A 23765-nucleotide genomic window follows, 5' to 3' on the forward strand; every position below is an offset into this window, starting at 1 on the left:
CCGGGCGACGACCGAAACTCATCGGGCAATCCGGCCTGGGTAACGTCAGCACGGTGAGCAGCACACCGCGCACTGTCAAGTACTCCGGCGTCGACGGCATCACCCTGGTGGCCGACGAGTGGAACCGCGACGCGCCAACCGACCGGCCGACGATTCTGATGCTGCACGGCGGCGGCCAGAATCGGTTTTCCTGGAAGGGCACCGGTCAAGTCCTCGCCGACGAGGGATTTCACGTCGTCGCGATCGATAGCCGCGGGCACGGCGACAGCGACCGGTCTCCCGACGCCGACTACGACGTCGACACCTTGACAGCGGACGTCATGCAGGTCCTCGATGCCATTGGCCGTCCGGTGGCGCTGATCGGCGCGAGCATGGGCGGGTTGACCGGCATCCTGGTCGCGGATCAAGCCGGAGCTGACCGGGTAACGGGGTTGGTGCTGGTCGACGTCGTGCCGCGGTTCGAGAAGAACGGCAGCGCACGCATCCGAGACTTCATGTTCAGCGGTCTCGATGGGTTCGGCTCACTCGAAGAGGCCGCGGACGCCGTTGCCGCGTATCTGCCGCATCGGACCAAGCCGCGCAGTCCGGAGGGCTTGAAGAAGAACCTGCGGCTGCGTGATGGCCGCTGGTACTGGCATTGGGATCCGGCGTTCATGACCAAGCCCGGCGACGATCCGCAATTGCGCACCGAGAAGTTCGAGCACGCCGCCGCATCCTTGACGATTCCGGTGTTGTTGATCCGCGGAAAATTGTCCGATGTGGTCAGTCCGGAAGGGGTGCAGCACTTCCTGGCGACAGTGCCCAGCGCGGAGTTCGTCGAACTGACCGGAGCCGGCCATACCGCAGCCGGCGACGACAACGACGCCTTCAGCGACGTCGTGGTGCAGTTCGCCAAACGCTAGGTGCCGGACTTCTCGTCGTGCCCGCCGAACTGCTTGCGCATCGCCGACAGCGCCTTATCGGCGAACTCGTCGAGGCGGCGGGAAGCGAAGCGGGAATACAGCGCTGAGGTCAGCACCGGCGCGGGCACCCCTTCGTCGATCGCCGCGATGGAGGTCCAACGGCCCTCCCCGGAGTCGGAGACGTGACCAGTGAACTCTTTGAGGTCGGGAGCCTCGTGCAGCGCAATCGCGGTCAAATCCAGCAGCCATGATTCGATCACGCTGCCGCGTCGCCAGAGTTCGGTGACCTCGGGGATGTCGATGTCATATTGGTAGAACTCGGGATTGGTCAGCGGTGCGGTCTCTGCGTCGCCCTCGCCCTTTTTCATCCGAGTACCGATGTCGGCGTTGCGCAGGATGTTCAGCCCTTCGGCCAGCGAGGCCATCATCCCGTACTCGATGCCGTTGTGCACCATCTTGACGAAGTGCCCCGCGCCCGAAGGCCCGCAGTGCAAATAGCCCTTCTCTGACTGAGCGACCTCGCCGTCACGACCCGGCGTGCGCGGTGCCGCTTCCACCCCGGGCGCCACCGCGGCGAAGATCGGCTCGGCGTGAGCGACCGCGTCGGCGTCACCGCCGATCATCAGACAGTAGCCTCGTTCCCGACCCCACACGCCACCGCTCGTGCCGCAGTCCAGCAGGCGTATGCCTTTCTCGGACAAGGCTTTTGCGTGCCGCATGTCGTCGCGGTAATAGGAGTTGCCGCCGTCGATGACGATGTCGCCCTCGGCGAGGGTATTGGCCAGCTCGATGATCACCCCGGTGGTGATGTCGCCGGCCGGCACCATCACCCAGACCACGCGCGGCGCCGCGAGCTTCTCGGCCAGCTCGGACAACGACGACACCCCGGTGGTGTTGTCTTCGCCGGCCATCGCTTTGACCGCATCGGGGTTGTGGTCATAGACCACGCATTCATGTCCGTCTTTGACCAGGCGGCGGACGATATTGGCGCCCATTCGGCCCAGGCCGATCATCCCTAGCTGCATTTTCGTCCGTTCTCCTTACTTCGACGCTTGGTTGGTGGCCGGCATCCACGGCTCTTCCCAACCGTGGTGGCCGCGCAGCAGCGACCGCGCGGCTTCGGGGCCCCACGAGCCCGGTTCGTAGGGGTGAACTTCGCCCGGAGTGTCGAGCAGCGGCTGCACAATCCGCCACGTTTCCTCGATGCTGTCTTCGCGGGCGAACAGCTGGCGGTCGCCGGTCAGCCCGGCATGCAGCAGGCGCTCATAGGGCCGTATCGGTTCGCCCAGGTCCGCCGCGAAGGATGAGTCCAGGTGGACGTCGCGCCACGAGTCGCCGTCCAGCGCCACCAACTGCAGGCGCAATCCCGGATCGGGGTCGACCCGCAACACGATCTGGTTGCGTTCGGCGCGTTCGCGTTTGGGCAGAAACGCCAATGCAGGAACGCGGCGGGTGAACAGCCGAACTTCGGTCACCTTCTCCGGCAGCGCCTTACCTGCCCGCAGGAAAATCGGCACGCCGGACCAGCGCCAGTTGTCGATCTCGGTGCGCAGCGCGACGAAGGTCTCGGTCTGCGAGCCGTCGGCCACCCCGTCGATGTCGGTGTAGCCCGCATACTGACCGCGCACGTAATGCGCAGGATCCAGGGCGGGCATCGCGCGGAACACCTCGTAGCGTTTGTCGTTGAGGTCGTCGGCGCTCGGGCCGACCGGCGGCTCCATCGCCACCAGCGCCAGCACTTGCAGCAGATGGTTTTGCACGACGTCGCGCAGCGTCCCGACCGCGTCGTAGAACTTGCCCCGGTCCTCGACGCCGAAATTCTCGGCCATCGTGATGTGGATTTCGGAGATACTGCGACGGTCCCACAGCTCGGCCAGCGTGGTGTTGGCGAACCGCAAATATTCCAGCTCGACGACCGGTTGTTTGCCTAAGAAGTGGTCTACCCGCAGGATCTGCTCTTCGTCGAGTACCGCGCGCAATTGCGCGTTGAGTTCCTGTGCTGACTTCAAGTCGTGGCCGAACGGCTTTTCCACCGCGACGCGCGATCGCTCCAGCAGCCCGACCTTTCCCAGATTTTCGACGATCGGCGCGAACAGCGACGGCGGCATTTCCAGGTAGTAGAGGCAGGTGCGGTCGGTGCCGATTTGCTCGGCCAGCTCCTTGTACAGCCCCGCGTCGGTGACGTCGCCGTGCAGGTAGGACAACCGGTCGGCCAGCCGGTCGAACACCGCGTCGTCCAGTTTCTCGCCGGTCTCGCCGATGGCCTTGCGGGCCCGCTTGACCAACTCGTCTTTTGCGATGTCGTCGCTGGCCACGCCCAAGACCGGACATTGCAGCAACTCACGGCGTTCCAGACGGTACAGGGCTCGGAAGGTCATCTTGCGGGCCAGATCGCCGGTGATGCCGAAGATCACCAGCAGATCAGAGGGATTTCCACCGCATTCGGCCAATCCGGGACCTCCACCCACAATCGATTAGTCAGCATTGCGTTTTGATACTTGTGTCTTGCCCCCGGCAGCCAACTTCAACCCTAGACATTCCGGATGCGCCCCGACAACCCACGGACCTAGTCGGGAATCACGTCGGCAGTTGCACTTTCGTGGCCTCCTGTCCACAGCCAAGCTCGATAGGTAAAGATGCCTGTCATGATCGCGATCTACGTCCTGGCTGGAGTCGCGGTGCTGGAAGCCGCGGCGCTGGCCGTCTTGGGAGTGCTATATACCCGCAGCCGACGCGAAGTCGACGAACTCCAGCAGCGACTCGACAGCCGCAACTGGCTGCTGTCGGGCGGCCGTGAGGCGGTCAAGACGGTGTGGCAAACGGCGAACCTCGTTCGCAAAGAGGGGTTCGGGGCTGCGGTACGCAGCTCGATCGAAGACCTCGCCGATTGGGCGGAGGTGGAGCGCCCCGACCTGGCCCGGATCACTCCGGACGGCCGCGTGGTCATTTTGTTTTCCGATATCGAGGAGTCCACCGCGCTCAACGAGCGGATCGGCGACCGCGCCTGGGTCAAGTTGATCGGTGCCCACGACAAGCTCGTCCGGCGACTGGTCAAGAGCCACTCAGGACACGTGGTGAAGAGTCAGGGCGATGGGTTCATGATCGCGTTCGCGCGTGCCGAAGATGCAGTGCGATGCGGTCTGGATGTCCAACGCGAATTGCGCAGGGACGCTAAGAACGACCGGCGCAACGGTATTCGAGTGCGGATCGGCATTCACATGGGTCGCTCGGTGCGTCGCGGCGACGACCTGTTCGGCCGCAACGTCGCGATGGCGGCTCGGGTCGCCGGGCAGGCCGCGGGGGGTGAAATCCTGGTCAGCGACGCAGTACACGGCGCCCTGCACGAGTGTGACGACATCGCGTTCGACGACGGCCGTGACGTTGAATTGAAGGGTTTCAGCGGATCCCAGCGGCTATACGCGGTCAGCCGCTAGCGCTGGTCCGACTCGGCCAGGCGTTGATGCAGGCGGGCCCGGACCTCGTCGGATGTGTAGGCCTTTCGCCGGCGCTGGTCACGGGCGACCAGCACTCCCCCGGCCGCGACGCCGACGAGACCGGCCAGCCCAAGCCACTTCCATACGTTGCGCATGGGACAAGTCTGCATAAGCTGCGGGGGTGGATGCGAGCCGCGCGGCGACGATGCGCTCGGCGCGTTGAGCGAGGAGGAGCCGCGCAATGGAACCGGTGACTTTAGATCGCGCGCTGAACGAGACCCGCACCGGCGACATCTGGCTCTTTCGCGGCCGGTCCGGACCGGACCGGGCCATCCAAACGTTGTCGAACAGCCCGGTGAACCACGTCGGCATGACGGTGGCGATTGACGATCTCCCGCCGCTGATCTGGCACGCCGAACTCAGCGACAAGCTGACCGACGTCTGGACCGGCACCAACCACCGCGGCGTGCAACTCCACGACGCTCGACAAGCCGTCGAGCGGTGGGTGGAGCACTACCACCAGCGCTGCTGGCTGCGACAGCTAACGCCCTACGCCAACCGTGAGCAGGAGGACCGCATGTTGCGGGTCATCGCCCGCCTGGACGGCACTCCGTTCCCCACCGCGGCCCGACTCACCGGGCGCTGGTTTCGCGGCCGGATCCCGACCGCATATGACTGGGTACGCGGAATACCCTTGGTGGACAAGAGAGTTCGTGATTCCACCCAGCGGCGTAAGGCGCAGCGGCGCAAAGAGGTCGGACTGGAGACGGCCTACTGCGCCGAGACGGTGGCCATCACCTACGAAGAAATGGGGCTGCTGGTTACCGACAAGAACGCCAACTGGTTTGACCCCGGCTCGTTTTGGAGCGGTGACTCCCTGCCGCTGGCCCCGGGATATCGGTTGAGCGACGAAATCGCTGTCGTGGCCGACTAATCGGGGCAAGGGCAACCGATTTGCCTACGCAATCTCCAAGCTGGTCTGCACCGGAGTCGCGTTGCGGGTGAGGTCGAGCACCGGGCAGTGCGCGTCGACGGCGTCTTGCAGTTGCCGGTAGCGCTCCGGGGTTTCCGGCCCCGACACCGTCACCACCACTCGCACGGCGCTGAAGCCCGCCCGCACGGCGTCGTCGAACCCGAAGAAGCCCCGCACGTCCAAGTCACCCTCAGCCCGAGCGGAGACGTCGTCGACCGCAATGCCGAGCTTCTCGGCCCAGAACCGCCACGTCACGATCTGGCATGACAGCAGCGACGCAAGGTAGTACTCGACGGGATTCGGTGCCGCGCCCTCCCCGCCCAACGCCGGCGGCTCGTCGACCTCGACGCGGTATTTGCCCAGGCTGACGGCGCTGGCGACCGCATCATGGGGCTGCGCCGAGGCTTCGAACATTACGTGGGCAGCGGTCTCGTCGGCCGCTATCGCGTCACCGGTGGCGGCGATCAGGCCACCGAGATGGTTAGTTGAGGTCGTCACGGCTCACGCTCCTTCAGTCGGGTCGAGACTAATCAGCGTTCGCCTACCGGCAAGGTTGTTTCTCGGCGCGGTGCCGCTGAACTGGGCGTTCCGGTTCGGTCACCATGAGCCGAATCCCCAGCCTTACGTGTCATTTCCACCAGCCAGATGATGGTGCCGATGGCGGGGAAGACGGCGCCCAGGACGCACACCGCGCCCCAGCCGTAGCTACCGTAGACAATGGCAGAGAGCATGCTGCCCAGCGAGCCAGCGGCGAAGTAGCTGGTCATGTAGGCGGTATTGAGCCGACTGCGGGCCTCCGGGCGCAGCGGATAGAACACGCTTTGGTTGGTGATGTGCGTGCCTTGGATGCCCAGATCCAGCAGCGCCACTCCGAGCGCCAAGGCTGCCACCTGGGTCTGCCCGATCCACAGCAGCACAAAGCTCAGGGCGGTCAGCACGATGAATGCGCCGGTCTGCGCGCGGGCGTAACCGCGGTCGGCCAATCCGCCGGCGAACTTCGCTGCCAGCGCACCTGCGACGCCGAACAGCGTGAACAGCCCAATCTGGCCGTCGGACCAGTGATAGATGCCGCCGGCGAGCAGGAAGCCGACGCTGGTCCAGAACACACCGAAGCACGCGTAGGTCAACATGCCGTACCACATGCGCAACCGCAGGACCGGCTCCTCACGCACGATCTGCACGACCGAGGCCAGCAGTCGCCGGTAGCTCATCCGGACCTCGGGTGCCCGCACCGGTAACGAGCGCACCAGCGCACAGCTGACCAGCATCAGCGCCGCAGCGACGACGAACACCGCGCGCCAGCCGGCGATGGCGGCGATCAGGCCGGCCACGACGCGGGAAAGCAGGATGCCTAGCAGGAGGCCGGTCATCACGCTGCCGATAACGCGCCCGCGCTCCTCCTCGTAGGCGAGCGATGCGGCGAACGGCACCAGCACCTGTCCGACCACCGAGCCGATGCCCACCAAGATCGCCGCGGCCGCCAGCACCGGCCAACTCGGCGAGACAGCCATGCCCAGCAGACACGCACATGTCGCAATCAGCATGCCGGTGAGCAGCTTTCGTCGCTCGGTCAGATCGCCCAACGGCACCAGCAGCGCGAGGCCTATCGCGTAGCCGATTTGGCTGGCCGTGACAATGAGGCCGACGCTGGTGGTCGAGGCGTGAAAGTAGTCGGCGATGGTGCCGACCAACGGCTGAGCGTAATAGCTGTTGGCCACCACCAGGCCAGAAGTGAGCGCCATGACGAACACCAGCCGACGGTCCATCCGCGGCTGGGCTGACTCGGTGTGGCTCATAGCCCTATGGTGCCCACCGGGTTGCCAGTTGTAAAACAATTAGGTTTTATCAGATTAAGAACTAACATCGATATATGGAGCTCAGGCAGCTGCACCACTTTGTGGCGGTGGCCGAAGCCGGGCAGTTCACCCAGGCGGCGGCCGAGCTGGGCATCTCCCAGTCAGGGCTGAGCGCGTCGATCCGCGCGCTCGAGGACGTCCTGCATACGCCGTTGTTCGAACGCAGCACCCGCTCGGTGGTGCTCACGACCGCGGGTCGGGCGTTGTCGGAGCACGCTCAGCACATCCTGCGTGAGGTGCAAGCTGCCGAACAGGCGATCACTGCGGTCCGCGACGCCGGGGCCGGGCAGTTGGCGCTCGGTGTGGTGCAAACGTTCACCGCCGTCGACCTGCCCGCGCGCATCGCCGCCCTACACGCGCGGCATCCCGGCGTGGAAATTGTGCTGCGTGAGGCGCCGACGGTCGACCTGCTGGCGGCCGTCGAGGACGGCGAGTTGGACCTGGCATTTGTCGCGCTTGACGCCACCCCGCTGCCGGAGCGCCTTGTTGCGCTACGGGATTACCCCGAGATGCTGGTGCTGGTGGTCGGGCCGCAGCATCGGTTGGCGGAGCGCGACGCCGTGCGACTGGTCGAGGTGGCCGGGCAGCCGTTCGTCGACTTTCAGGCCGGGCTGGGACTGCAAACGGTCGTTGAGGCGCTCTTTCGTACCGCCGGTGTTGAACGACGGATTGCCTTCCGCACCAGCCAAATGGAGCAGGCGCTGAGTTTGGTCCGCCACGAGCTCGGGATTGCAGTGGTGCCCGAGCCGGTCGCGCGCCGCAGCGGGCTGCCCATTGTTCGGCTGCGACGGGTCGGCGGCGACACCCATCCGCCGGCCCGAAGTCTTGCGCTTGTCGGCCGGACACGGGTGCCGACCAACCCGGCCGCCCGCATCTTCCTTGAATTGCTGTAAATCCGATTCTCATTACCGACGCGGCAGAGATCGCCTGGCCTGCACGGTGACGCCGGGCACCGTGTCCGCCAGATCTGGCCGACTCTTGGCAAAACCACGAAGCGCACGGTAAAACGACCAAACTTGGCGGGGAGTAGGAACTTTCGGTATCCACGCCAGCTCCCAATGAATGCCGTTTCTCGGGTCGTCGAAGAACACCGCGTAATAGCCGGGCCAGTACTGCGGGTACTCCTGCGGCTCGTCAGTGACGGGAATACCACGCTTGACCAAGAAGTCGCGATGAAAGCAGTCGACCTCTCTTCTGTTGCGGGCCCACAGCGCAATGTGGTTGATGCCGACCGCCTGATCGCTATGTGTCAACTTCTCCCCGGTATGGGCCGGCTGAATACCGATGTAGCTGTGCGGGTTGACATATCGAGTCATGTAATACGTCGACTGGTACTCCATGTTCAGCGACGAGAAGCTGCTGTATCCGAGCCAGCCGAACATTGCGTCGTAGAACGCGATGGACTCGTCGTAGCCCAACACCGCGAATTCAACGTGACTAACGCCGCGCCACCGCATTGCGCCTCCTGAAATGACTCGAACTTCGCGCCGGATCCGGTTGCGGCCAAACACGATCGGCGGACCCGGATCTAGTCATAGATGATTGCCAGCCCACGCCGCCGAAGGTCGGCTAAGGAATCGCACATGGATTGAAGCTGGTCGGGCGAATGGCCCACCCAGTCCGTGAGCTCGCCAATAATTCGCACGGGGTCGCGGGTGCGGAAGGAGCGAGTCGGATTTCCAGGATGCCGTTTGTCCGTCACGTTCGGGTCGTCTTCCAGTGTCCCGGTTGGTTCCACAACGTATATGCGACAACGGCCGTCGCCGACAGCTAATTCTGCTCCCCACACTGCCGCGTCTAGGGTCTGGGTGACATAGACGTGGTTTGAGAGGCGCCCGGTCTCGTAGTTCGACTGACGTCGGGGCACCAGAAGATCACCCACCGAGAGGTCGGCTTTGGTCCCGTGCAGCAGTGCACCCGACTCGTGCATTTCAAAGGGTTTCGGCGTGCTCGGCACCGCAGTCCTCCGTCCGTGCGCTTCATGGTCCGAAGATTCTGCAGCACGTCAGGGGACTTGCCGCAAGCCCCCCCGCCTGTCATATGGTGAGAAGGGGAGGACGCAGACCGATCTCGCCGGCAGTCAAACTCCGAACTTTGCGCGTGCCTCTTCGGTGACCGGGGTGAACAGGTTGACGAGATTTCCATCTGGATCCCGAAACAACAGCGCACGATTGCCCCAGGGCATGGTTGTCGGTGCTGTCACGACCTCGTCTATGCGCGCGCGCAGCCGCTCGTACTCGGCGTCCACGTCCTCGACAATGAACTCCATGATCGCGCTGCGGTTGGCCGCCGGCTCGGCGGATCCTTCGCCGAACAGCGGGACGGTCTTGTCGCTGCCGATGGCTAGCGTGCCGATCGGCGTCGGAATCTCGGCGAACAACTCGTTTCCCCATACCGCTGAGACGCCGGTGACCGTTTCATAGAAATCGACCAGACGATTGACGTCGGCTGTGATGATTCGGGTCGAAATGAACTTCATGCAGCCATCCTTGTGAGTCGTTGCGCGCGCCAGCGGCGTGCAGTACCTAACGGCCGGAATGCTAAGCATCGCCTCCGACAACCAATGTGATACGTCACCGTGAGAGGCGCCCGGCGGCGCGCATCTCCTCCGTCACGTCATCGAGTGTGTAGACCTGGCCGTGGTCGGCCTCAGCCTCGACCTCACGTAGCTCGCGCATCAGCTCCTGCTCGCCAAGGATTGCCACGGTTTCCATAATTGAGTCATAGTCGTCGCCGCTCAGAATCGCCGCGGCCCTACGTCCCTGTCGCGTGACTTCGATCCGCTCATGCGTACGGATCGCCTCCTCGACGAGCTTCGACAAGTCCCGAATTCGGCTAGCGGAAGCGTCGCCATGTCCAGAATTACAGCCTGACCGCTCAGTCTGCTGGAGACTTCTCAGCCTGTTCCAGCGCCGCCAAGAGGGCCTTCGTGTCGGGGAGGATGGTCTCTTCAACGACCTTCCCCCACACAACCCGCCCAAAGTAGACACCGCGGTAGACGAGTTGCCCGTCCTGCTCGGTGTGGTAACGCGTTGCGACTCGCGTCGACCACGGCCCACCCTCGACGAGCGTTTCGTCCACGACGAAGCGCAGGTTCGGTAGCCGACGGAGCAACTGGTCGCGCAGCCATTCGCGAACCGCAGCGGCGCCGCGGATATCTGCCGCCAGCGGATGGTCGCCGAGGAACACGAAGCGCATGTCGTCGGCCAAAGGCGTCTCGTCAAACCGTTGTTCGGACAACCGCTGCCATCCCGCGGCCGCCTGCTTGCGCACCAACCAGCGATAGATCATCGTGCGAGCGTAATCAGAATGCTTTGCCGCGACTCGGGAACCGCGGGAGCTAGTGGCCCGCGGTGTTACCGCCAGACGTTGTATGGAATCAGAACTCCGCTACGTCGTCGCGGTCCCGTTGTCGCGCGAAGACGGGAAGCCTTCAAGCCGTCGGGTTTCAGCGACCGCGCGCCGAACTTCCGCATTCTCCCGTTCGGCAGCGGCTTCCCGGCGCTCGGACCCTTCCTCGATCCGTTGTAGTCGCTCGCGCTCACGCTGCGCGGTCGCGCCCTCACGTTCGTCCGCACGCAGTTCTCGGTCGTCCGCTGTCTGCTCGCGATCGCTTGCGATTCGGTCTCGCTCATCGGCAATGCGGTCTCGTTCGTCAGCGACATATTCGCGCCTCAAGAGTTCGCGCTCGCGCCGCGCGAGAGCCGCCTCACGGTTATCCAGGTCAGCCGCACGCTGATCGTTTTCAGCACGAGCGTCGTCCCGTTCTTCGCCGACCACGGCCCAACTCTAACGCCGCACGGGTCACGGCGGGACTAGCGAGGCTTCGCCGCTCGACGTTGAACCGAACGCCAGCGACTGAGACTGAGCGCGTACCTGCGCTTAGCAGCGCCGCCAACGCGAGCAGGAGACCATAGACTGGGCACAACAATTGGAGGCGGTATGGGCACCGGACACGAGCCGCCGTCGCGGCCGCAGCAATCAATCCCACCTGCAGCCGAGTTGCAGCAACCCGGAAGCACACTCCCGGCAGGAGAGTCGGTCACCTCGGAAGACGCCGAAATCGCCGAACGCCGAGCCGAGGAGGCCCGCCAAGGCGCCGCACACTCAGCCCTCTCAGCCGCTCGCAGCTTCGAGGAAACCGCACGCCTCCAAGAAGAGGTCGCGCAAATCGAAGACCAAACCATCGAGCAAGGGTTTGGCCAGTCAGACACACTCCAGGCATCGGCGAAACGCCATCGCCACGACGCCGACGAAGACCGCGCGCTCGCCGAACAGAAGCGCAGAGAAGCCGAAGCCAATCTTCCGCCCGAGACCAGCCACTAGCAACACGACACTGCTTGGTAGTCGGGGCCTACGTCTTGGTTGTTGCTCCGCCTCGCCTCGCCTACACGTTGAACCGGAATTCCACCACATCGCCGTCGGGACTCACGAGAAGGCAGCCCTCAGTTCACGTCACCGAGGAACTCGACGAGCAGTTTTTCTACGGTCGCGGCTTGGTCCACCATCACCATGTGGTTCGCATCATCGACGACCTCGATCCGTGCATTCGGTAGCGATTCGCGCAACATGCCTGCGGCCTTCGGGCCGTTCAGCGCCGACTCGTCTCTGCCGATGACAGCCAGTACAGGAATCGCCATGAGTCGATCTAGATCGAAATCGCTTCGAAGTGGCCAAGGCCGAGGCTGAGGGTTCCTGAAGGACATCTTGAAATCCATTGCACCACAGACGAATTGACGCATAGATGACATCCACGGCTGTTGGCGCAGCAGTTTGCGGCTCTGAGGCACCACCATTGTGTCGAGCACTCGCCAGACGTGCCCCTCCTTGAGTGGCAGAACCAGCGACGCGAGTCCCCGGACCATAAAGCTCGGGCTCATGCCGCCCGCGATGCCAACTGGACACAACAGCGCCAAGCGCTCCACCTTTTCGGGAAAGACAGTCGCGTAGTGAGCGGATATCCACGTGCCACGCGAAGCGGCCACAAACGCCGACCGCTGAATATCTAAAGCGCGCAGCGTTTCATCAAGCCAAGTCACGATGTCAGCGATGGTCTTGGTCGGTTTCGCAGCAACGCTCTTGCCGGCTTCGTCGATAGCATCGATCATGGTGACGCTATGGCTAGCAGTAAGAGCGCCAAGGAGCGGCACCCAGGATGTGGAGCTGATCGACGACCCATGGAGCGCCACAAGCGACGGCTTCGACCGATCGCCCGCGTGAAGCACATGGGTGCTGCCAAAAGATGTCTCGACGTCCGATTCCGTGACTTGGACAGAGCTGGTTGAAAGCGCAGCGTCGTACAGCCGGAGATAGGTGGCACGCGCGTCCTCAGAACGGAACTTCGAGATTCTGGCCATGTTCTCACCTGCCTACTACGCGCTACTGCTTACTCCTACACGTTGAACCGGAATTCCACCACATCGCCGTCGGCCATCACGTAGTCCTTGCCCTCCATGCGGACCTTGCCGGCGGCCTTGGCCGCGGCCATCGACCCAGCGTCGATCAAGTCGTCGTAGGACACGATTTCGGCCTTGATGAAACCTTTTTCAAAGTCGGTGTGGATCACCCCGGCGGCCTTCGGGGCGGTGTCGCCCTGGTGAATGACCCAGGCTCGCGCCTCCTTTGGTCCGGCCGTCAGGAAGGTCTGCAGCTTCAGGGTGTGAAAACCCGCTCGGGCCAACGCATCCAAGCCCCGCTCGTGCTGCCCAATGGACTCCAACAGCTCGGTGGCCGACTCGTCATCGAGCTCGGCCAATTCCGCCTCGATCTTGGCGTCCAGGAAAACCGCATCGGCCGGCGCGACGAGCTCGCGCAGCGCGGCGACTCGGGCCGCGTCGGTCAGCACCGCCTCGTCGGCGTTGAAGACATACAAGAACGGTTTAGTGGTCAGCAGGTTCAATTCCCGCAGCACCGCAGTGTCCAGCCCGGCACCGAATAGGGTCGTTCCACCGTCGAGCACCTGTTGGGCAGCCACGGCAGCCTCGTGCACGGGTTTGCGGTCCTTGTTGTTACGGGCTTCCTTCTCCAGCCTCGGCACCGCACGCTCGAGAGTCTGCATGTCGGCCAGGATCAACTCGGTCTCGATGACCTCGATGTCGGATTTGGGGTCGACCTGTCCGGCGACATGAGCCACGTCGTCATCGGAGAACACCCGCACCACTTGGCAAATCGCGTCGCACTCGCGAATGTTGGCCAGGAACTTGTTGCCCAGTCCGGCCCCTTCCGACGCGCCGGCGACCAGCCCGGCGATGTCGACGAAGGTCACTGGCGCCGGCACGATCCGCTCGGAATCGAACATCGCGGCCAGCTTGGCCAACCGTGGGTCGGGCAGCGGCACCACGCCTTCGTTGGGTTCGATCGTCGCAAACGGGTAGTTGGCAGCCACCACGTCGTTCTTGGTCAACGCGTTGAACAGCGTCGACTTGCCGACATTCGGCAAACCCACAATTCCGAGGCTCAAGCTCACAGGGAGCCAAGTGTAGGGGCGATCGCAAGCGCGGCGAAGCCGGGCGCAGCGGGTCGTCCCTACAAACCAAGGCAGGTCTTTACGGGCCTTTCCGCGCTGAGCCGGTACGGTCGACATGTGTCAGCACAGCGGGCGAGGTCGGCAGTGACGGCAGGTCATCGCTCGATCCACCCCAATTTTCCTGGTGTGCCGTGGTGGGCAGCGATCGTCATCGCAGGGACCGCGACCGCCGTCGGGTTCGCTTTCGACGCTGGCTCGGGCAACAAAGAGTTGACCGAGGTTTTCTCCGCGCTCTACGTGGTGGGCTGCTTGGCTGCGGTGTTGGCGGTCCGGCAGTCAGGCGTGTTCACCGCCGCCATCCAGCCCCCGCTGATCCTGTTCTGCGCGGTTCCCGGCGCGTACTGGCTGTTCCACGGCGCCAGATTCACCGGGCTGAAGGACCTGCTGATCAACTGCGGCTATCCGCTGATCGAGCGCTTCCCGCTGATGCTGTTCACCTCGGCCGGGGTGCTGCTGATCGGCATGATCCGCTGGTATCTGGGAATGGCGGTACGAACGGCCGCGAACACCGAACCCGAAACGGAGGACACCGGCGGGGGTCTCAGCGCCGTCATCGCGAAGCTCGCCGCGATGATCGGTGGCGACGCAGCCGAACCCGAACACAGCAGGAAACCCGCCAAAGCGCCAGCCCGCGCGCGGCGCACCGACACGGCGGGCCGCCGTACCAAATCAACCCAAGCCACCGGAGCCCGGACCGCCAAGCGTCCCGCCCCGACCCGGTCCCGCCATATTCGGCCGCCGCTGGAGGAGCCGCTCGACCCCGCGATCGAACGCACCCGGCGCCGACGCCCGGCCCGTAGCCGCGACGTCGACGCACCAGAGCCGCCCCGCCGCGGCCGAGTGCCGCGCGATCCCGACCTGCGCGGCCGACCGCCGCGGGAGATCCGGCGCGACCCGCATCTGCGTCGCGGCAGGCCGGCGGCCCGCAGCAGCCGCTTCGACCCGTACGAGCCCACCGAGGGTTACGAACCCGCCCCTCCCGCCGAACCGCGTCGCCGCTCCGCACCCAGCGGTGCGACCGCGACGCACCACCCCATTTCACAGGTGCGCTACCGGCGGTCAGCCGGGACCGACGACTCACGCAAACCGCGTAAGTCCAAGGCGGACTCCTGGGAATACGACGTCTGACCGGCCCCGCACGAGCAGGATCAGGAACGGCTGGGGCGGATCTCTCGCGGTAGCGCGAACACCAGCGTCTCATTGGCGGTCGTCACCGGCTGCACCACGTCGTAGCCGGATTCGGCCAGCCGCTCCAGCACGCCGCGCACCAGCACCTCCGGCACCGATGCACCGGAGGTCACACCGACCGTGGTGACGTCGTCCAGCCAGGCCGGGTCGATGTCGTCGGCGCAGTCCACCAGGTGCGCGGCACGCGACCCGGCGCCCAGCGCTACCTCGACCAGCCGCACCGAGTTCGACGAATTGGCCGACCCGACCACAATGACCAGCTCACACTCCGGCGCCATCGCCTTGACCGCGACCTGCCGGTTCTGGGTGGCGTAGCAAATATCGTCGCTGGGCGGATCCTGCAACTTCGGGAAGCGCTCGCGCAGCCGCTGCACGGTCTGCATGGTCTCGTCGACGCTCAACGTGGTTTGGGACAGCCAGATGACCTTGTTCTCATCGCGGACCGTGACCTGCTCGACGGCGTCGGGGCCGTCGACCAGCTGCACGTGGTCGGGGGCTTCACCGGCGGTGCCGATGACTTCCTCATGGCCCTGATGACCGATCAGCAGGATGTCGTAGTCGTCGCGGGCGAAACGCTTGGCTTCGTTGTGCACCTTGGCGACCAGCGGGCAGGTGGCGTCGATGACCTGCAGATCCCGCTCGGCGGCCGAGGTGTGGACGCTTGGCGCGACGCCGTGCGCGGAGAACACCACGATCGCGCCTTCGGGCACCTCGTCGGTTTCGTCGACGAAGATCGCCCCGGCTTTGGCCAGCATGTCCACCACATGCCGGTTGTGCACGATCTCGTGGCGGACGTAGACGGGCGGACCGTGCTTCTCCAATGCGCGTTCGACCGTCTCAACGGCGCGGTCCACGCCGGCGCAGTATCCGCGGGGCTCGGCCAGCAGCACCCGCCTACCGGCTGCTGGCTCGACTGCCGTGCTGGACGCACCGGGAATCCCCATGTTGACGGTCGGAGACATGACAACCAGGGTACGGTCCGGCGACCCGACTACGCCATTTCCCCGCCAGCTTGGAGTTGACCGGCCGGGTAAGGCAGTCTTGGACCCATGGCTACTGCACCGTATGGGGTTCGGCTGCTGGTCGGCGCGGCGACCCTCGCCGTCGAGGAGACGATGAGGCTGCCGAAAACCATCCTGATGTACCCGATGACGCTGGCCAGCCAGGCCGCGCACGTCGTGATGCGATTCCAGCAGAACATGGCCGAACTGGTGATCAAGGGCGACGCCACGCTCGATAGTTTCTTCCCGCCGAAGGACGAACAGCCCGAATGGGCAACCTTCGACGAGGACGTGGACGACGGCGAGCTGGAGGCCGGGCCGGAGCCGGTCGACGCCGAACGCCGCGCCGAAGGACGATTCGCCCTCTACTCGGCGTCGGATGGCGGTGCGCCGGCCGATCCCCCGACCACACCCATGCCCTCCAAACGTGCCAAGAAGCCGGCCGCATCTACGGTGTCGGCGCCGGCCGTGGCCGACGAGCTCGATTACGAAACGTTGACTCTGGCTCAGCTGCGTGCCCGGCTGAACACGCTCGACGTCGACGAGCTCGAGGCGTTGCTGGCCTATGAAGAGGCCACCAGGGCGCGGGCGCCGTTCCAGACGCTGCTGGCCAACAGGATCACTCGCGCGACCGCCAAGTGACCGAAGCGGCGCAGCCGAACTCGGCCGAGAACCCGTTCCCGGTTCGCGCGGTGGCCATCCGGGTGGCCGGCTGGATCGACAAGCTGGGCACCGTGTGGGTGGAGGGCCAACTGACTCAGATCAAGGTGCGCCCAGACGCCAAGACGGTGTTCATGGTGTTGCGCGATCCGGCCGCCGACATGTCGCTGACCGTGACCGCTCCGCGCGATCTGGTGCTGAGCGCGCCGGTCAAGCTGGCCGAAGGCACCCAGGTGGTGGTGTGCGGCAAGCCCAACTTCTATACCGGGCGTGGCACGTTCTCGTTGCGGCTCAGCGAAATACGAGCGGTCGGTATCGGCGAGTTGCTGGCCCGCATCGAGCGGCTGCGCCGGCTGCTGGACGCCGAGGGGTTGTTCGACCCGCGACTCAAACGGCCGATCCCCTTCCTGCCGTGCACAATTGGGCTAATCACTGGCCGGGCCAGCGCCGCGGAGCATGATGTGACGTCGGTGGCCGCTGCGCGCTGGCCCGCGGTGCGCTTCGCGGTTCGAAATACCGCCGTGCAGGGGCCGAATGCCGTCTCGCAGATCGTCGAGGCGTTGTCTGGGCTGGACGCCGACCCGGAGGTCGACGTGATCGTGTTGGCCCGCGGCGGCGGCAGTGTCGAGGATCTGCTGCCGTTTTCCGACGAGACGTTGTGCCGCGCGATTGCGGCATGCCGCACACCAGTAGTCAGCGCGGTCGGTCACGAGCCGGACAACCCGCTGTCCGATCTGGTCGCCGACCTGCGCGCGGCCACACCCACCGACGCGGCGAAGAAGATCGTGCCGGACACCGTCGCCGAGCAGCGTCTGGTCGACGATTTGCGCCGGCGCAGTGCCCAAGCGCTGCGCAATTGGGTGTCCCGGGAAGAACGGGCGCTGGCCCAGTTGCGTAGTCGTCCGGTGCTGGCCGAGCCGCTGGCCGCGCTGCGGGTGCGCGCCGACGAAATTCATCGTGCGCGGTCCGCGGGCCGCCGGGACATCACCCGGCTGGTCGCCGCGGAGACCGATCGGGTCGGCCATCTGTCCGCCCGGCTGGCCACCCTGGGGCCGGCGGCGACGCTGGCCCGCGGCTACGCGGTGGTGCAGACGGTTCCGGCCTCGGGGCTAGCGGCGGTGCTGCGGTCGGTCGACGACGCCCCTCCCGGCACCAAACTGCGGGTACGAGTCGGCGATGGCGCGGTGGCGGCAGTCAGCGAAGGATCTACGGATGGCGAGTGACGAAGCTAAGCCCATTAGTCACCTCGGCTATGAAGAATGCCGCGACGAACTGGTCGAAGTCGTGCGAGCCCTGGAGCAGGGCGGCTTGGACCTCGATGCGTCGCTGAAGCTATGGGACAGAGGCGAACAACTGGCTAAACGGTGCGAAGAGCACTTAGCTGGGGCTCGCAAACGCATCGAGGATGCACTAGCCGCCGACGGGCCTGAAACCGCCGACGAATAGTTGAAATCAGAACCAGTTTGACAAGTTCCGCTCCGAATTGGAACACGTTTCAGTTATCCTCGTCGAATGGGTGATGCATCGTTGACGACTGAACTCGGCCGCGTCCTGGTCACCGGCGGCTCCGGCTTTGTGGGCGCCAACCTGGTGACCACACTGCTGGAGCGCGGACATCAAGTGCGCTCCTTCGACCGGGCGCCGTCGCCCTTGCCGGACCATCCGAAGCTGGACGTCGTCGAGGGCGATATCTGCGATCCTGACACGGTCGCCGCTGCGGTGGCCGGAATCGACACGATCATCCACACCGCGGCCATCATCGAGCTGATGGGCGGCGCATCGGTGACCGATGAATATCGCAAACGCAGCTTCGCGGTCAACGTCGGCGGCACCGAGAACCTGGTGCGTGCCGGGCAGGCCGCCGGAGTGAAACGCTTTGTCTACACGGCGTCCAACAGCGTGGTGATGGGCGGTCAGCGCATTGCCAACGGCGACGAAACGCTGCCCTACACCGACCGGTTCAACGACCTCTATACCGAAACCAAAGTCGCCGCCGAAAAATACGTCTTGTCCCAGAACGGTGTCGGCGACATGCTGACCTGTTCTATTCGGCCATCCGGGATCTGGGGTCGTGGTGACCAGACCATGTTCCGCAAATTGTTCGAGAGCGTGGTCGCCGGTCACGTCAAGGTGCTCATCGGCAGCAAGAACGCCAAACTGGACAACTCCTACGTACACAACCTGATTCACGGCTTCATCCTGGCCGGCGAGCACTTGGTGCCCGGCGGTACCGCGCCCGGTCAGGCCTACTTCGTCAACGATGGCGAGCCGATCAACATGTTCGAGTTCGCCCGGCCGGTGATCGAAGCCTGCGGGCAGCACTGGCCCCGGCTGCGGGTGAACGGTCCGCTGGTCCGCTGGGTGATGACGATCTGGCAGCGGCTGCACTTCCGGTTCGGGCTGCCCAAGCCACTGCTGGAACCTCTTGCGGTGGAACGTCTTTACCTCGACAACTACTTCTCCATCGCCAAGGCAGAGCGTGACTTGGGCTACCGGCCGCTGTTCACCACCGAGCAGGCCACGGCCGACTGTCAGTCCTATTACTGTGAGTTGTTCGAGCAGATCAAGGCCACCACTACGCCGCGTCCGGCGGCGGTCGTTGCTGCACCGCCACCTGAATAGTCGTTACAACTGCGGTTCCATTCCGCGTCGGCGTGTAGCGTAATGCGCCATGGCTGAGACTGCGCTGGTCACCGGAGCGTTCGGACTGGTCGGCTCCGCAACGGTGCGACAGCTGCGTGCCGACGGCCACCGGGTGATCGCCACCGACCTCGACGTGCCGGCCAACCGCAAGGCGGCGGCCAAGCTGCCGGAGGCCGTCGAGGTGCGCTGGGCCGATCTGACCGATGTCGACGCCGTCGACGCGCTCCTGCAGGCGGTTCGTCCAACGACCATCATCCATCTGGCGGCAGTCATCCCGCCGCTGTGCTACGCCCGCCCGGCGCTGGCGCGCAAGGTCAACGTCGACGCCACCGGCCTAGTGCTCAACTCCGCCAAGGCATTACCGGAGCCGCCGCGATTCATCCTGGCGTCGAGCATCGGCGCCTACGGGTCGCGCAACCCGCATCGCATTACCGACTTGCTCACCGCGGAGACCCCGCTGCGCCCATCCGACAATTACGGCGCACACAAGGTGGAATCGGAGCACCTGGTGCGCGACTCCGGGCTGGAGGCAGTTGTCCTCCGGCTCGGCGGCGTGCTGACCGCAGAGCCGCAACTCGATGTGGACCTCGACACGTTGTATTTCGCGGCATCGCTGCCCGTTGACGGGCGAGTCCAGACCGTCGACGTGCGCGACGTCGCCCGCGCATTCGCCGCGGCCACCACGGCCCCCGTCGCGGGTAAGACGCTGCTGATCGGCGGCGACAGTTCACACCGGCAGCTGCAGGGTGATATCGCCGCGGCCACGGCAGCCGCGATGGGATTGGTCGGTGGGATACCTGCGGGCCGGGTCGGCGACCCCGCCAGCGACGACGGCTGGTACCACACCGACTGGATGGACACCACCGAAGCGCAGGGACTGCTTGATTTCCAACGGGTTTCGTGGCCACAGCTGCTGGCCGAGACTGCCGATCGGGTGGGTTGGCGACGCTACCCGGCACGGCTGGTCGCCCCGCTGGCGCATTGGTTCCTCAACCGTCGTTCGCCTTACTTTCGCTATCCGGGCCGCTACGCCGACCCGTGGGCCGTGATCGACGCCAAGTGGGGTAATTCCCGACCCGATAGGAGCACCGCATGAGCAAGCGGACAGCGGTCGTCGTCGGCGGAGCCTCCGGCATCGGACGAGCGGTCGCCCATGCACTGGCCGCCGATGACTGCCGCGTTACGGTCGCCGACCGCAACACCGACGGCGCCCAGGCGGTGGCCGCCGAACTCCGCGGTTCGCATGAAGCCACGACCGTCGAAGTCACCGACGAAGATTCAGTTCAAGAGTTATTCGCAGAGTCGGGTCCGCTCGACGTCGTCGTCAACACCGCGGGATTCAGCGGCGTTGGACTGATCACCGATCTGGCGGTCGAGGAATTCCGATCGGTTGTCGACGTCTGCCTCACTGGCGCCTTCCTGGTGATCAAGCATGGCGCGCCGCAGTTACGCGACGGTGGCGCACTGGTGTCGTTGAGTTCGCTCAATGCCCGCCAGCCCGCGGCGGCGATGAGCGCCTACTGCGCGGCCAAAGCCGGACTGTCGATGCTGACCCAGGTCGCCGCACTGGAATTGGCGCCGCGCCGGGTCCGGGTCAACGCCGTCGCACCCGGTTTCGTGCACACACCGCTGACCGAGCCGGCCACGCTCATTCCCGGGGTACTCGACGACTATCTGGAAAACACCCCGCTCGGCCGGGCCGGCACGCCCGAGGACGTCGCCGACGCAGTGGTGTTTGCGACCAAGGCCTCGTGGCTGACCGGCGAAGTGCTCGACCTCAACGGCGGCGCACACCTGAAGCGATACCCCGACGTGTACGGGCATGTGATGAGACTGGCAGGTGGGCAATGAGTTTCACTGGAAAGCAGGCGATTGTCACCGGCGGCGGCTCGGGAATCGGCGCCGCGCTGTGCCGGGCACTGGTGGCCGCCGGCGCTGACGTCGTGTGCACCGACGTCGACGGCGCCGCTGCGGCACGCACTGCCGATGCCATCACCGGTCCCGGCACCGCGCGCTCGGCCGTCCTCGACGTCACCGACGCTGGCGCAGTACAAGCCTTGGTCGACCAGGTCGTGGACCGGGCTGGTCGGTTGGATTTGATGTTCAACAACGCCGGGATCGCCTGGGGCGGCGACACCGAACTGCTGACGTTGGACCAGTGGAACGCGATCATCGACGTCAACATCCGCGGTGTCGTGCACGGCGTGGCGGCCGCTTATCCGGTGATGCTGCGGCAGGGGCATGGCCACATCGTCAACACCGCGTCGATGGCCGGACTCGCTGCGGCCGGGCAGATCACCAGCTACGTGATGACCAAGCACGCGGTGGTCGGGCTGTCGCTGGCGCTGCGGTCCGAGGCGGTTTCGCGCGGGGTGGGCGTACTCGCGATCTGCCCGGCCGCCGTCGAGACGCCGATTCTGGACAAGGGTGCGGTCGGCGGCTTCGTCGGCCGCGACTACTACCTTCGCGGCCAGGGCATGAAGACCGCCCACGACCCCGACCGGCTCGCCCGTGAGACGCTCAAAGCGATCCAGCGCAACAAGGCGTTATTGGTGGTGCCCAAACGCGCGCACGCCTCCTGGCTGTTCGCTCGGTTGGCACCCGGGCTGCTGCAACGATTTTCGGTCAGATTCATCAGCCAGCAGCGCACACGGCAAGCCGCTCGATCAACTGCTGCACCATGAACACCGAATTCACCCGCACCCAGAAGCGGGCGCTGGCGGTGTTCACACTCATTGCCCTGCTGTTCGCGGCGTACTTCCTGCGCAGCTACTTCGTGCTCATCGTGGTAGCCGCGGTCGGGGCGTATTTGTTCACACCACTTTTCACCTGGTTCGACCGCCGGCTGCCGACCGGACTGGCGGCGACCTGCACGCTGCTGGCGGCGCTGGTCGCCGTCATCGTGCCGATCGGGCTGCTGGTGCTGCTGGCGATCGTGCAGATCTCTCGGATGGTCACCCACGTCGCCGAATGGGTCGAGCGGACCGATCTCAGCCAGCTCGGCGACAAGGGTTTACGCCTGGCGAACGACCTGCTCGCGCGGGTGCCGTTCGTGCACACCACGATTACCGGCGAGTCGCTGCGGAAAGCGATGGTGACGGTTGCGCAGAAGGCCGGCGAATGGTTTCTGCACGTATTGCAGGACACCGCCGGAAGCGTCTTCGGCGCCGTCACGTCGGCCATCATCTTTCTGTATGTGTTCGTCGCGATGCTGACGCATCGCGAGAAACTGTTGACGCTGATCCGCCAGCTCAATCCGCTCGGCGAAGAGGTCACCGACCTGTACCTGCGCAAGATGGGCTCGATGGTGCGCGGCACGGTCAGCGGCCAGTTCGTCATCGCGCTGTGCCAGGGTGTAGCCGGAGCTGCGTCGATCTACATCGCCGGATTTCACCATGGCTTCTTCATCTTTGCGATTCTGCTCACCGCGTTGTCCATCATCCCGTTAGGCGGTGGAATTGTCACAATCCCGTTCGGGATCGGGATGATCTTCTTCGGCAACATCTTTGGCGGCGTGTTCGTGGTGCTCTGGCATCTGATCGTGGTCACCAACCTGGATAACTTTTTGCGTCCGGTTCTGGTGCCGCGGGATGCTCGGCTCAATTCCGCGCTGATGCTGCTGTCGGTGTTCGCGGGTATCGCGATGTTCGGGCCGTGGGGCATTGTCATCGGTCCGGTGCTGATGATCGTGGTCGTCACCACGATCGAGGTCTATCTCGCGGTGTACAAGGGCGTCGAGCTCGAAAATGGCGAGCACGCCGAGAAATCGGCTAAGCCAGCCGCGCAGTGAGGAACTCGACCACCCGCTTGCGGGCCTCGTAGGCCGGGTGGCCGTCGACCTCACGCACCTCGTCGGTCAGCACCGAGTGCGCCATCGTGGTGAAACCGTGCTCGTTGCCTGCACCGGAAGGGATTTCGATGACTTCGAACGCGCCGCCGAGCCGCTTCTTGAGTGTCGCGAAGCGGTCGCCGGGTGACATCTTGTCCTCGCTGAAGCGCAGCCCCATCGCACACAGCCCCTCATTGGCGGCGCGGTCGGCGACCACGTCCAGCTCGATGCGGGAAACGCCCGGGTCGCGCCGCTGCGCCGGCGTCAACGGCAACGGCAACGACGGCTGGCTGAGCACCGGTGCCAGCACACTGTCGTCGACTGCGGCGGCCAGCGCGAAACCGCCGGTGAAGCACTGGCCGATCACCCCGACGCCCTTGCCGGGTGTCGACGCGTTGAGGTCGCGGGCCAGCGCGCGTAAAAACGACGCCACCGGCCGCTGCTTATCGGTCGCGAATGCCGCGAATTCCCTTGCCACACAAGCACGTGCCAGTGTCGTTACCATGCCCAGGACGTCGTCGCGGGGTGCTCCGGGGGTGCCGAACAGTGACGGCATCGCAACCGTGAACCCGTTGTCCACCAGGTGATTTCCCAAGGCCAGCACGCCGGGATGGATGCCAGGTATCTCAGGGATCAGCACCACGCCAGGCCCCTCGCCCTTGCGGTAAACGTCGTGGGTATAGCCGCCGCCGGTGAACGGCGACACCGACCAGCCGGTCAGATCGGCCTCAGGTGCGGTCATTGACGGTCCCT

The 23765-nt window shown here is 65.1% G+C and carries 29 protein-coding genes; 14 read left to right on the top strand and 15 right to left on the bottom strand.

All coding sequences use genetic code 11. From position 1 onward, the window contains the following. The first annotated feature begins 53 nt into the window (after nucleotides 1-53). Nucleotides 54-902, top strand: coding sequence for an alpha/beta fold hydrolase (locus AC5Y49_RS10140; RefSeq protein ID WP_499886606.1), 849 nt, complete (start codon nucleotides 54-56; stop codon nucleotides 900-902). Here the strand turns inward: AC5Y49_RS10140 and gnd are convergent. Both gnd and AC5Y49_RS10150 read right to left on the bottom strand, forming a co-directional pair. Further along, the gene (gnd, locus tag AC5Y49_RS10145) at nucleotides 899-1927 is read right to left on the bottom strand and encodes a phosphogluconate dehydrogenase (NAD(+)-dependent, decarboxylating) (protein WP_499886608.1); all 1029 of its coding nucleotides are present in this window, start codon (nucleotides 1925-1927) and stop codon (nucleotides 899-901) included. The two genes, AC5Y49_RS10140 and gnd, sit on opposite strands and share 4 nt — an antisense overlap. A gap of 15 nt (nucleotides 1928-1942) precedes the next feature. Beyond that, complete coding sequence (locus AC5Y49_RS10150) at nucleotides 1943-3352, bottom strand: glucose-6-phosphate dehydrogenase (protein WP_499887235.1); 1410 nt, start codon at nucleotides 3350-3352, stop codon at nucleotides 1943-1945. Between the two features lie 195 nt (nucleotides 3353-3547). On the opposite strand from AC5Y49_RS10150, the gene AC5Y49_RS10155 reads away from it, so the two are divergent. Then, on the top strand, nucleotides 3548-4336 hold the full coding sequence (locus AC5Y49_RS10155) for an adenylate/guanylate cyclase domain-containing protein (protein ID WP_499886610.1): 789 nt from the start codon (nucleotides 3548-3550) through the stop codon (nucleotides 4334-4336). Here AC5Y49_RS10155 and AC5Y49_RS10160 read toward each other — a convergent pair. Then, complete coding sequence (locus AC5Y49_RS10160) at nucleotides 4333-4491, bottom strand: hypothetical protein (RefSeq protein ID WP_499886612.1); 159 nt, start codon at nucleotides 4489-4491, stop codon at nucleotides 4333-4335. The two genes, AC5Y49_RS10155 and AC5Y49_RS10160, sit on opposite strands and share 4 nt — an antisense overlap. 86 nt (nucleotides 4492-4577) lie before the next feature. Between AC5Y49_RS10160 and AC5Y49_RS10165 the strand changes: the two genes are divergently transcribed. Continuing rightward, nucleotides 4578-5270: a guanylate cyclase gene (locus AC5Y49_RS10165; RefSeq protein ID WP_499886614.1), complete on the top strand. Its 693-nt coding sequence runs from the start codon at nucleotides 4578-4580 to the stop codon at nucleotides 5268-5270. Between the two features lie 24 nt (nucleotides 5271-5294). Here the strand turns inward: AC5Y49_RS10165 and AC5Y49_RS10170 are convergent, their stop codons facing one another. Together AC5Y49_RS10170 and AC5Y49_RS10175 are read right to left on the bottom strand one after the other, a co-directional pair. Beyond that, nucleotides 5295-5807, bottom strand: coding sequence for an OsmC family protein (locus tag AC5Y49_RS10170; protein WP_499886616.1), 513 nt, complete (start codon nucleotides 5805-5807; stop codon nucleotides 5295-5297). 32 nt (nucleotides 5808-5839) lie between these two features. Then, nucleotides 5840-7105, bottom strand: coding sequence for an MFS transporter (locus AC5Y49_RS10175; RefSeq protein WP_499886618.1), 1266 nt, complete (start codon nucleotides 7103-7105; stop codon nucleotides 5840-5842). Nucleotides 7106-7179: 74 nt separating this feature from the next. On the opposite strand from AC5Y49_RS10175, the gene AC5Y49_RS10180 reads away from it, so the two are divergent. Further along, nucleotides 7180-8058 carry a LysR family transcriptional regulator gene (locus tag AC5Y49_RS10180; protein WP_499886620.1) on the top strand — a complete coding sequence of 293 codons (879 nt, stop codon included), beginning with the start codon at nucleotides 7180-7182 and terminating at the stop codon, nucleotides 8056-8058. 12 nt (nucleotides 8059-8070) lie between these two features. On the opposite strand, the gene AC5Y49_RS10185 is transcribed toward AC5Y49_RS10180, so the two are convergent. The 6 genes from AC5Y49_RS10185 to AC5Y49_RS10210 all read right to left on the bottom strand — a co-directional run bounded on the left by AC5Y49_RS10185 (nucleotide 8071) and on the right by AC5Y49_RS10210 (nucleotide 10945). After that, on the bottom strand, nucleotides 8071-8622 hold the full coding sequence (locus AC5Y49_RS10185) for a VOC family protein (RefSeq protein ID WP_499886621.1): 552 nt from the start codon (nucleotides 8620-8622) through the stop codon (nucleotides 8071-8073). A 71-nt stretch (nucleotides 8623-8693) separates the two neighbouring features. Then, nucleotides 8694-9095, bottom strand: a complete 402-nt coding sequence (gene arr, locus AC5Y49_RS10190) for an NAD(+)--rifampin ADP-ribosyltransferase (protein WP_499887237.1) — start codon at nucleotides 9093-9095, stop codon at nucleotides 8694-8696. A 150-nt stretch (nucleotides 9096-9245) separates the two neighbouring features. Beyond that, nucleotides 9246-9644 carry a VOC family protein gene (locus AC5Y49_RS10195; RefSeq protein WP_499886623.1) on the bottom strand — a complete coding sequence of 133 codons (399 nt, stop codon included), beginning with the start codon at nucleotides 9642-9644 and terminating at the stop codon, nucleotides 9246-9248. A 94-nt stretch (nucleotides 9645-9738) separates the two neighbouring features. Continuing rightward, the gene (locus AC5Y49_RS10200) at nucleotides 9739-9987 is read right to left on the bottom strand and encodes a type II toxin-antitoxin system Phd/YefM family antitoxin (protein WP_499886625.1); all 249 of its coding nucleotides are present in this window, start codon (nucleotides 9985-9987) and stop codon (nucleotides 9739-9741) included. A 55-nt stretch (nucleotides 9988-10042) separates the two neighbouring features. Continuing rightward, nucleotides 10043-10456, bottom strand: coding sequence for a nuclear transport factor 2 family protein (locus AC5Y49_RS10205; RefSeq protein WP_499886627.1), 414 nt, complete (start codon nucleotides 10454-10456; stop codon nucleotides 10043-10045). A 99-nt stretch (nucleotides 10457-10555) separates the two neighbouring features. Then, nucleotides 10556-10945 carry a hypothetical protein gene (locus AC5Y49_RS10210; RefSeq protein ID WP_499886629.1) on the bottom strand — a complete coding sequence of 130 codons (390 nt, stop codon included), beginning with the start codon at nucleotides 10943-10945 and terminating at the stop codon, nucleotides 10556-10558. Nucleotides 10946-11107: 162 nt separating this feature from the next. Here AC5Y49_RS10210 and AC5Y49_RS10215 point away from each other — a divergent pair, with 162 nt between their 5' ends. Further along, nucleotides 11108-11491, top strand: coding sequence for a hypothetical protein (locus AC5Y49_RS10215; RefSeq protein WP_499886631.1), 384 nt, complete (start codon nucleotides 11108-11110; stop codon nucleotides 11489-11491). Between the two features lie 119 nt (nucleotides 11492-11610). Here the strand turns inward: AC5Y49_RS10215 and AC5Y49_RS10220 are convergent, their stop codons facing one another. Next, nucleotides 11611-12522, bottom strand: coding sequence for an alpha/beta fold hydrolase (locus AC5Y49_RS10220; protein ID WP_499886633.1), 912 nt, complete (start codon nucleotides 12520-12522; stop codon nucleotides 11611-11613). A gap of 35 nt (nucleotides 12523-12557) precedes the next feature. Further along, nucleotides 12558-13631: a redox-regulated ATPase YchF gene (gene ychF / locus AC5Y49_RS10225; RefSeq protein WP_499886635.1), complete on the bottom strand. Its 1074-nt coding sequence runs from the start codon at nucleotides 13629-13631 to the stop codon at nucleotides 12558-12560. A gap of 117 nt (nucleotides 13632-13748) precedes the next feature. Here ychF and AC5Y49_RS10230 point away from each other — a divergent pair, with 117 nt between their 5' ends. After that, nucleotides 13749-14819 (top strand): DUF6542 domain-containing protein, encoded by a 1071-nt coding sequence (locus AC5Y49_RS10230; RefSeq protein WP_499886636.1) that lies wholly within the window; start codon nucleotides 13749-13751, stop codon nucleotides 14817-14819. 20 nt (nucleotides 14820-14839) lie between these two features. Here AC5Y49_RS10230 and AC5Y49_RS10235 read toward each other — a convergent pair whose 3' ends face one another. After that, nucleotides 14840-15841 (bottom strand): 4-hydroxy-3-methylbut-2-enyl diphosphate reductase, encoded by a 1002-nt coding sequence (locus AC5Y49_RS10235; RefSeq protein WP_499886638.1) that lies wholly within the window; start codon nucleotides 15839-15841, stop codon nucleotides 14840-14842. Nucleotides 15842-15928: 87 nt separating this feature from the next. Here AC5Y49_RS10235 and AC5Y49_RS10240 point away from each other — a divergent pair, with 87 nt between their 5' ends. The 8 genes from AC5Y49_RS10240 to AC5Y49_RS10275 all read left to right on the top strand — a co-directional run bounded on the left by AC5Y49_RS10240 (nucleotide 15929) and on the right by AC5Y49_RS10275 (nucleotide 22973). Further along, on the top strand, nucleotides 15929-16522 hold the full coding sequence (locus tag AC5Y49_RS10240; RefSeq protein ID WP_499886639.1) for a lipid droplet-associated protein: 594 nt from the start codon (nucleotides 15929-15931) through the stop codon (nucleotides 16520-16522). After that, nucleotides 16519-17763, top strand: coding sequence for an exodeoxyribonuclease VII large subunit (gene xseA, locus AC5Y49_RS10245; RefSeq protein WP_499886640.1), 1245 nt, complete (start codon nucleotides 16519-16521; stop codon nucleotides 17761-17763). The genes AC5Y49_RS10240 and xseA overlap by 4 nt, the downstream gene beginning before the upstream one ends. Continuing rightward, complete coding sequence (locus AC5Y49_RS10250) at nucleotides 17753-17986, top strand: exodeoxyribonuclease VII small subunit (protein ID WP_499886642.1); 234 nt, start codon at nucleotides 17753-17755, stop codon at nucleotides 17984-17986. The genes xseA and AC5Y49_RS10250 overlap by 11 nt, the downstream gene beginning before the upstream one ends. A 66-nt stretch (nucleotides 17987-18052) precedes the next feature. Then, the gene (locus tag AC5Y49_RS10255) at nucleotides 18053-19162 is read left to right on the top strand and encodes a 3-beta-hydroxysteroid dehydrogenase (protein WP_499886644.1); all 1110 of its coding nucleotides are present in this window, start codon (nucleotides 18053-18055) and stop codon (nucleotides 19160-19162) included. A 49-nt stretch (nucleotides 19163-19211) separates the two neighbouring features. Next, complete coding sequence (locus AC5Y49_RS10260) at nucleotides 19212-20279, top strand: NAD-dependent epimerase/dehydratase family protein (RefSeq protein WP_499886646.1); 1068 nt, start codon at nucleotides 19212-19214, stop codon at nucleotides 20277-20279. Beyond that, on the top strand, nucleotides 20276-21034 hold the full coding sequence (locus AC5Y49_RS10265; RefSeq protein ID WP_499886648.1) for an SDR family NAD(P)-dependent oxidoreductase: 759 nt from the start codon (nucleotides 20276-20278) through the stop codon (nucleotides 21032-21034). The genes AC5Y49_RS10260 and AC5Y49_RS10265 overlap by 4 nt, the downstream gene beginning before the upstream one ends. Continuing rightward, entirely contained in the window at nucleotides 21031-21867 is an 837-nt protein-coding gene (locus AC5Y49_RS10270) for an SDR family NAD(P)-dependent oxidoreductase (protein WP_499886650.1), read from the top strand. Before AC5Y49_RS10265 ends, AC5Y49_RS10270 begins: the two co-directional genes overlap by 4 nt. Then, the gene (locus AC5Y49_RS10275; protein WP_499886652.1) at nucleotides 21864-22973 is read left to right on the top strand and encodes an AI-2E family transporter; all 1110 of its coding nucleotides are present in this window, start codon (nucleotides 21864-21866) and stop codon (nucleotides 22971-22973) included. The genes AC5Y49_RS10270 and AC5Y49_RS10275 overlap by 4 nt, the downstream gene beginning before the upstream one ends. Here the strand turns inward: AC5Y49_RS10275 and AC5Y49_RS10280 are convergent. Further along, nucleotides 22954-23754: a dienelactone hydrolase family protein gene (locus AC5Y49_RS10280; RefSeq protein ID WP_499886654.1), complete on the bottom strand. Its 801-nt coding sequence runs from the start codon at nucleotides 23752-23754 to the stop codon at nucleotides 22954-22956. The genes AC5Y49_RS10275 and AC5Y49_RS10280 overlap by 20 nt on opposite strands. Between the last annotated feature and the right edge of the window lie 11 nt (nucleotides 23755-23765).

It is taken from the genome of Mycobacterium sp. NGS62 (assembly GCF_059812285.1).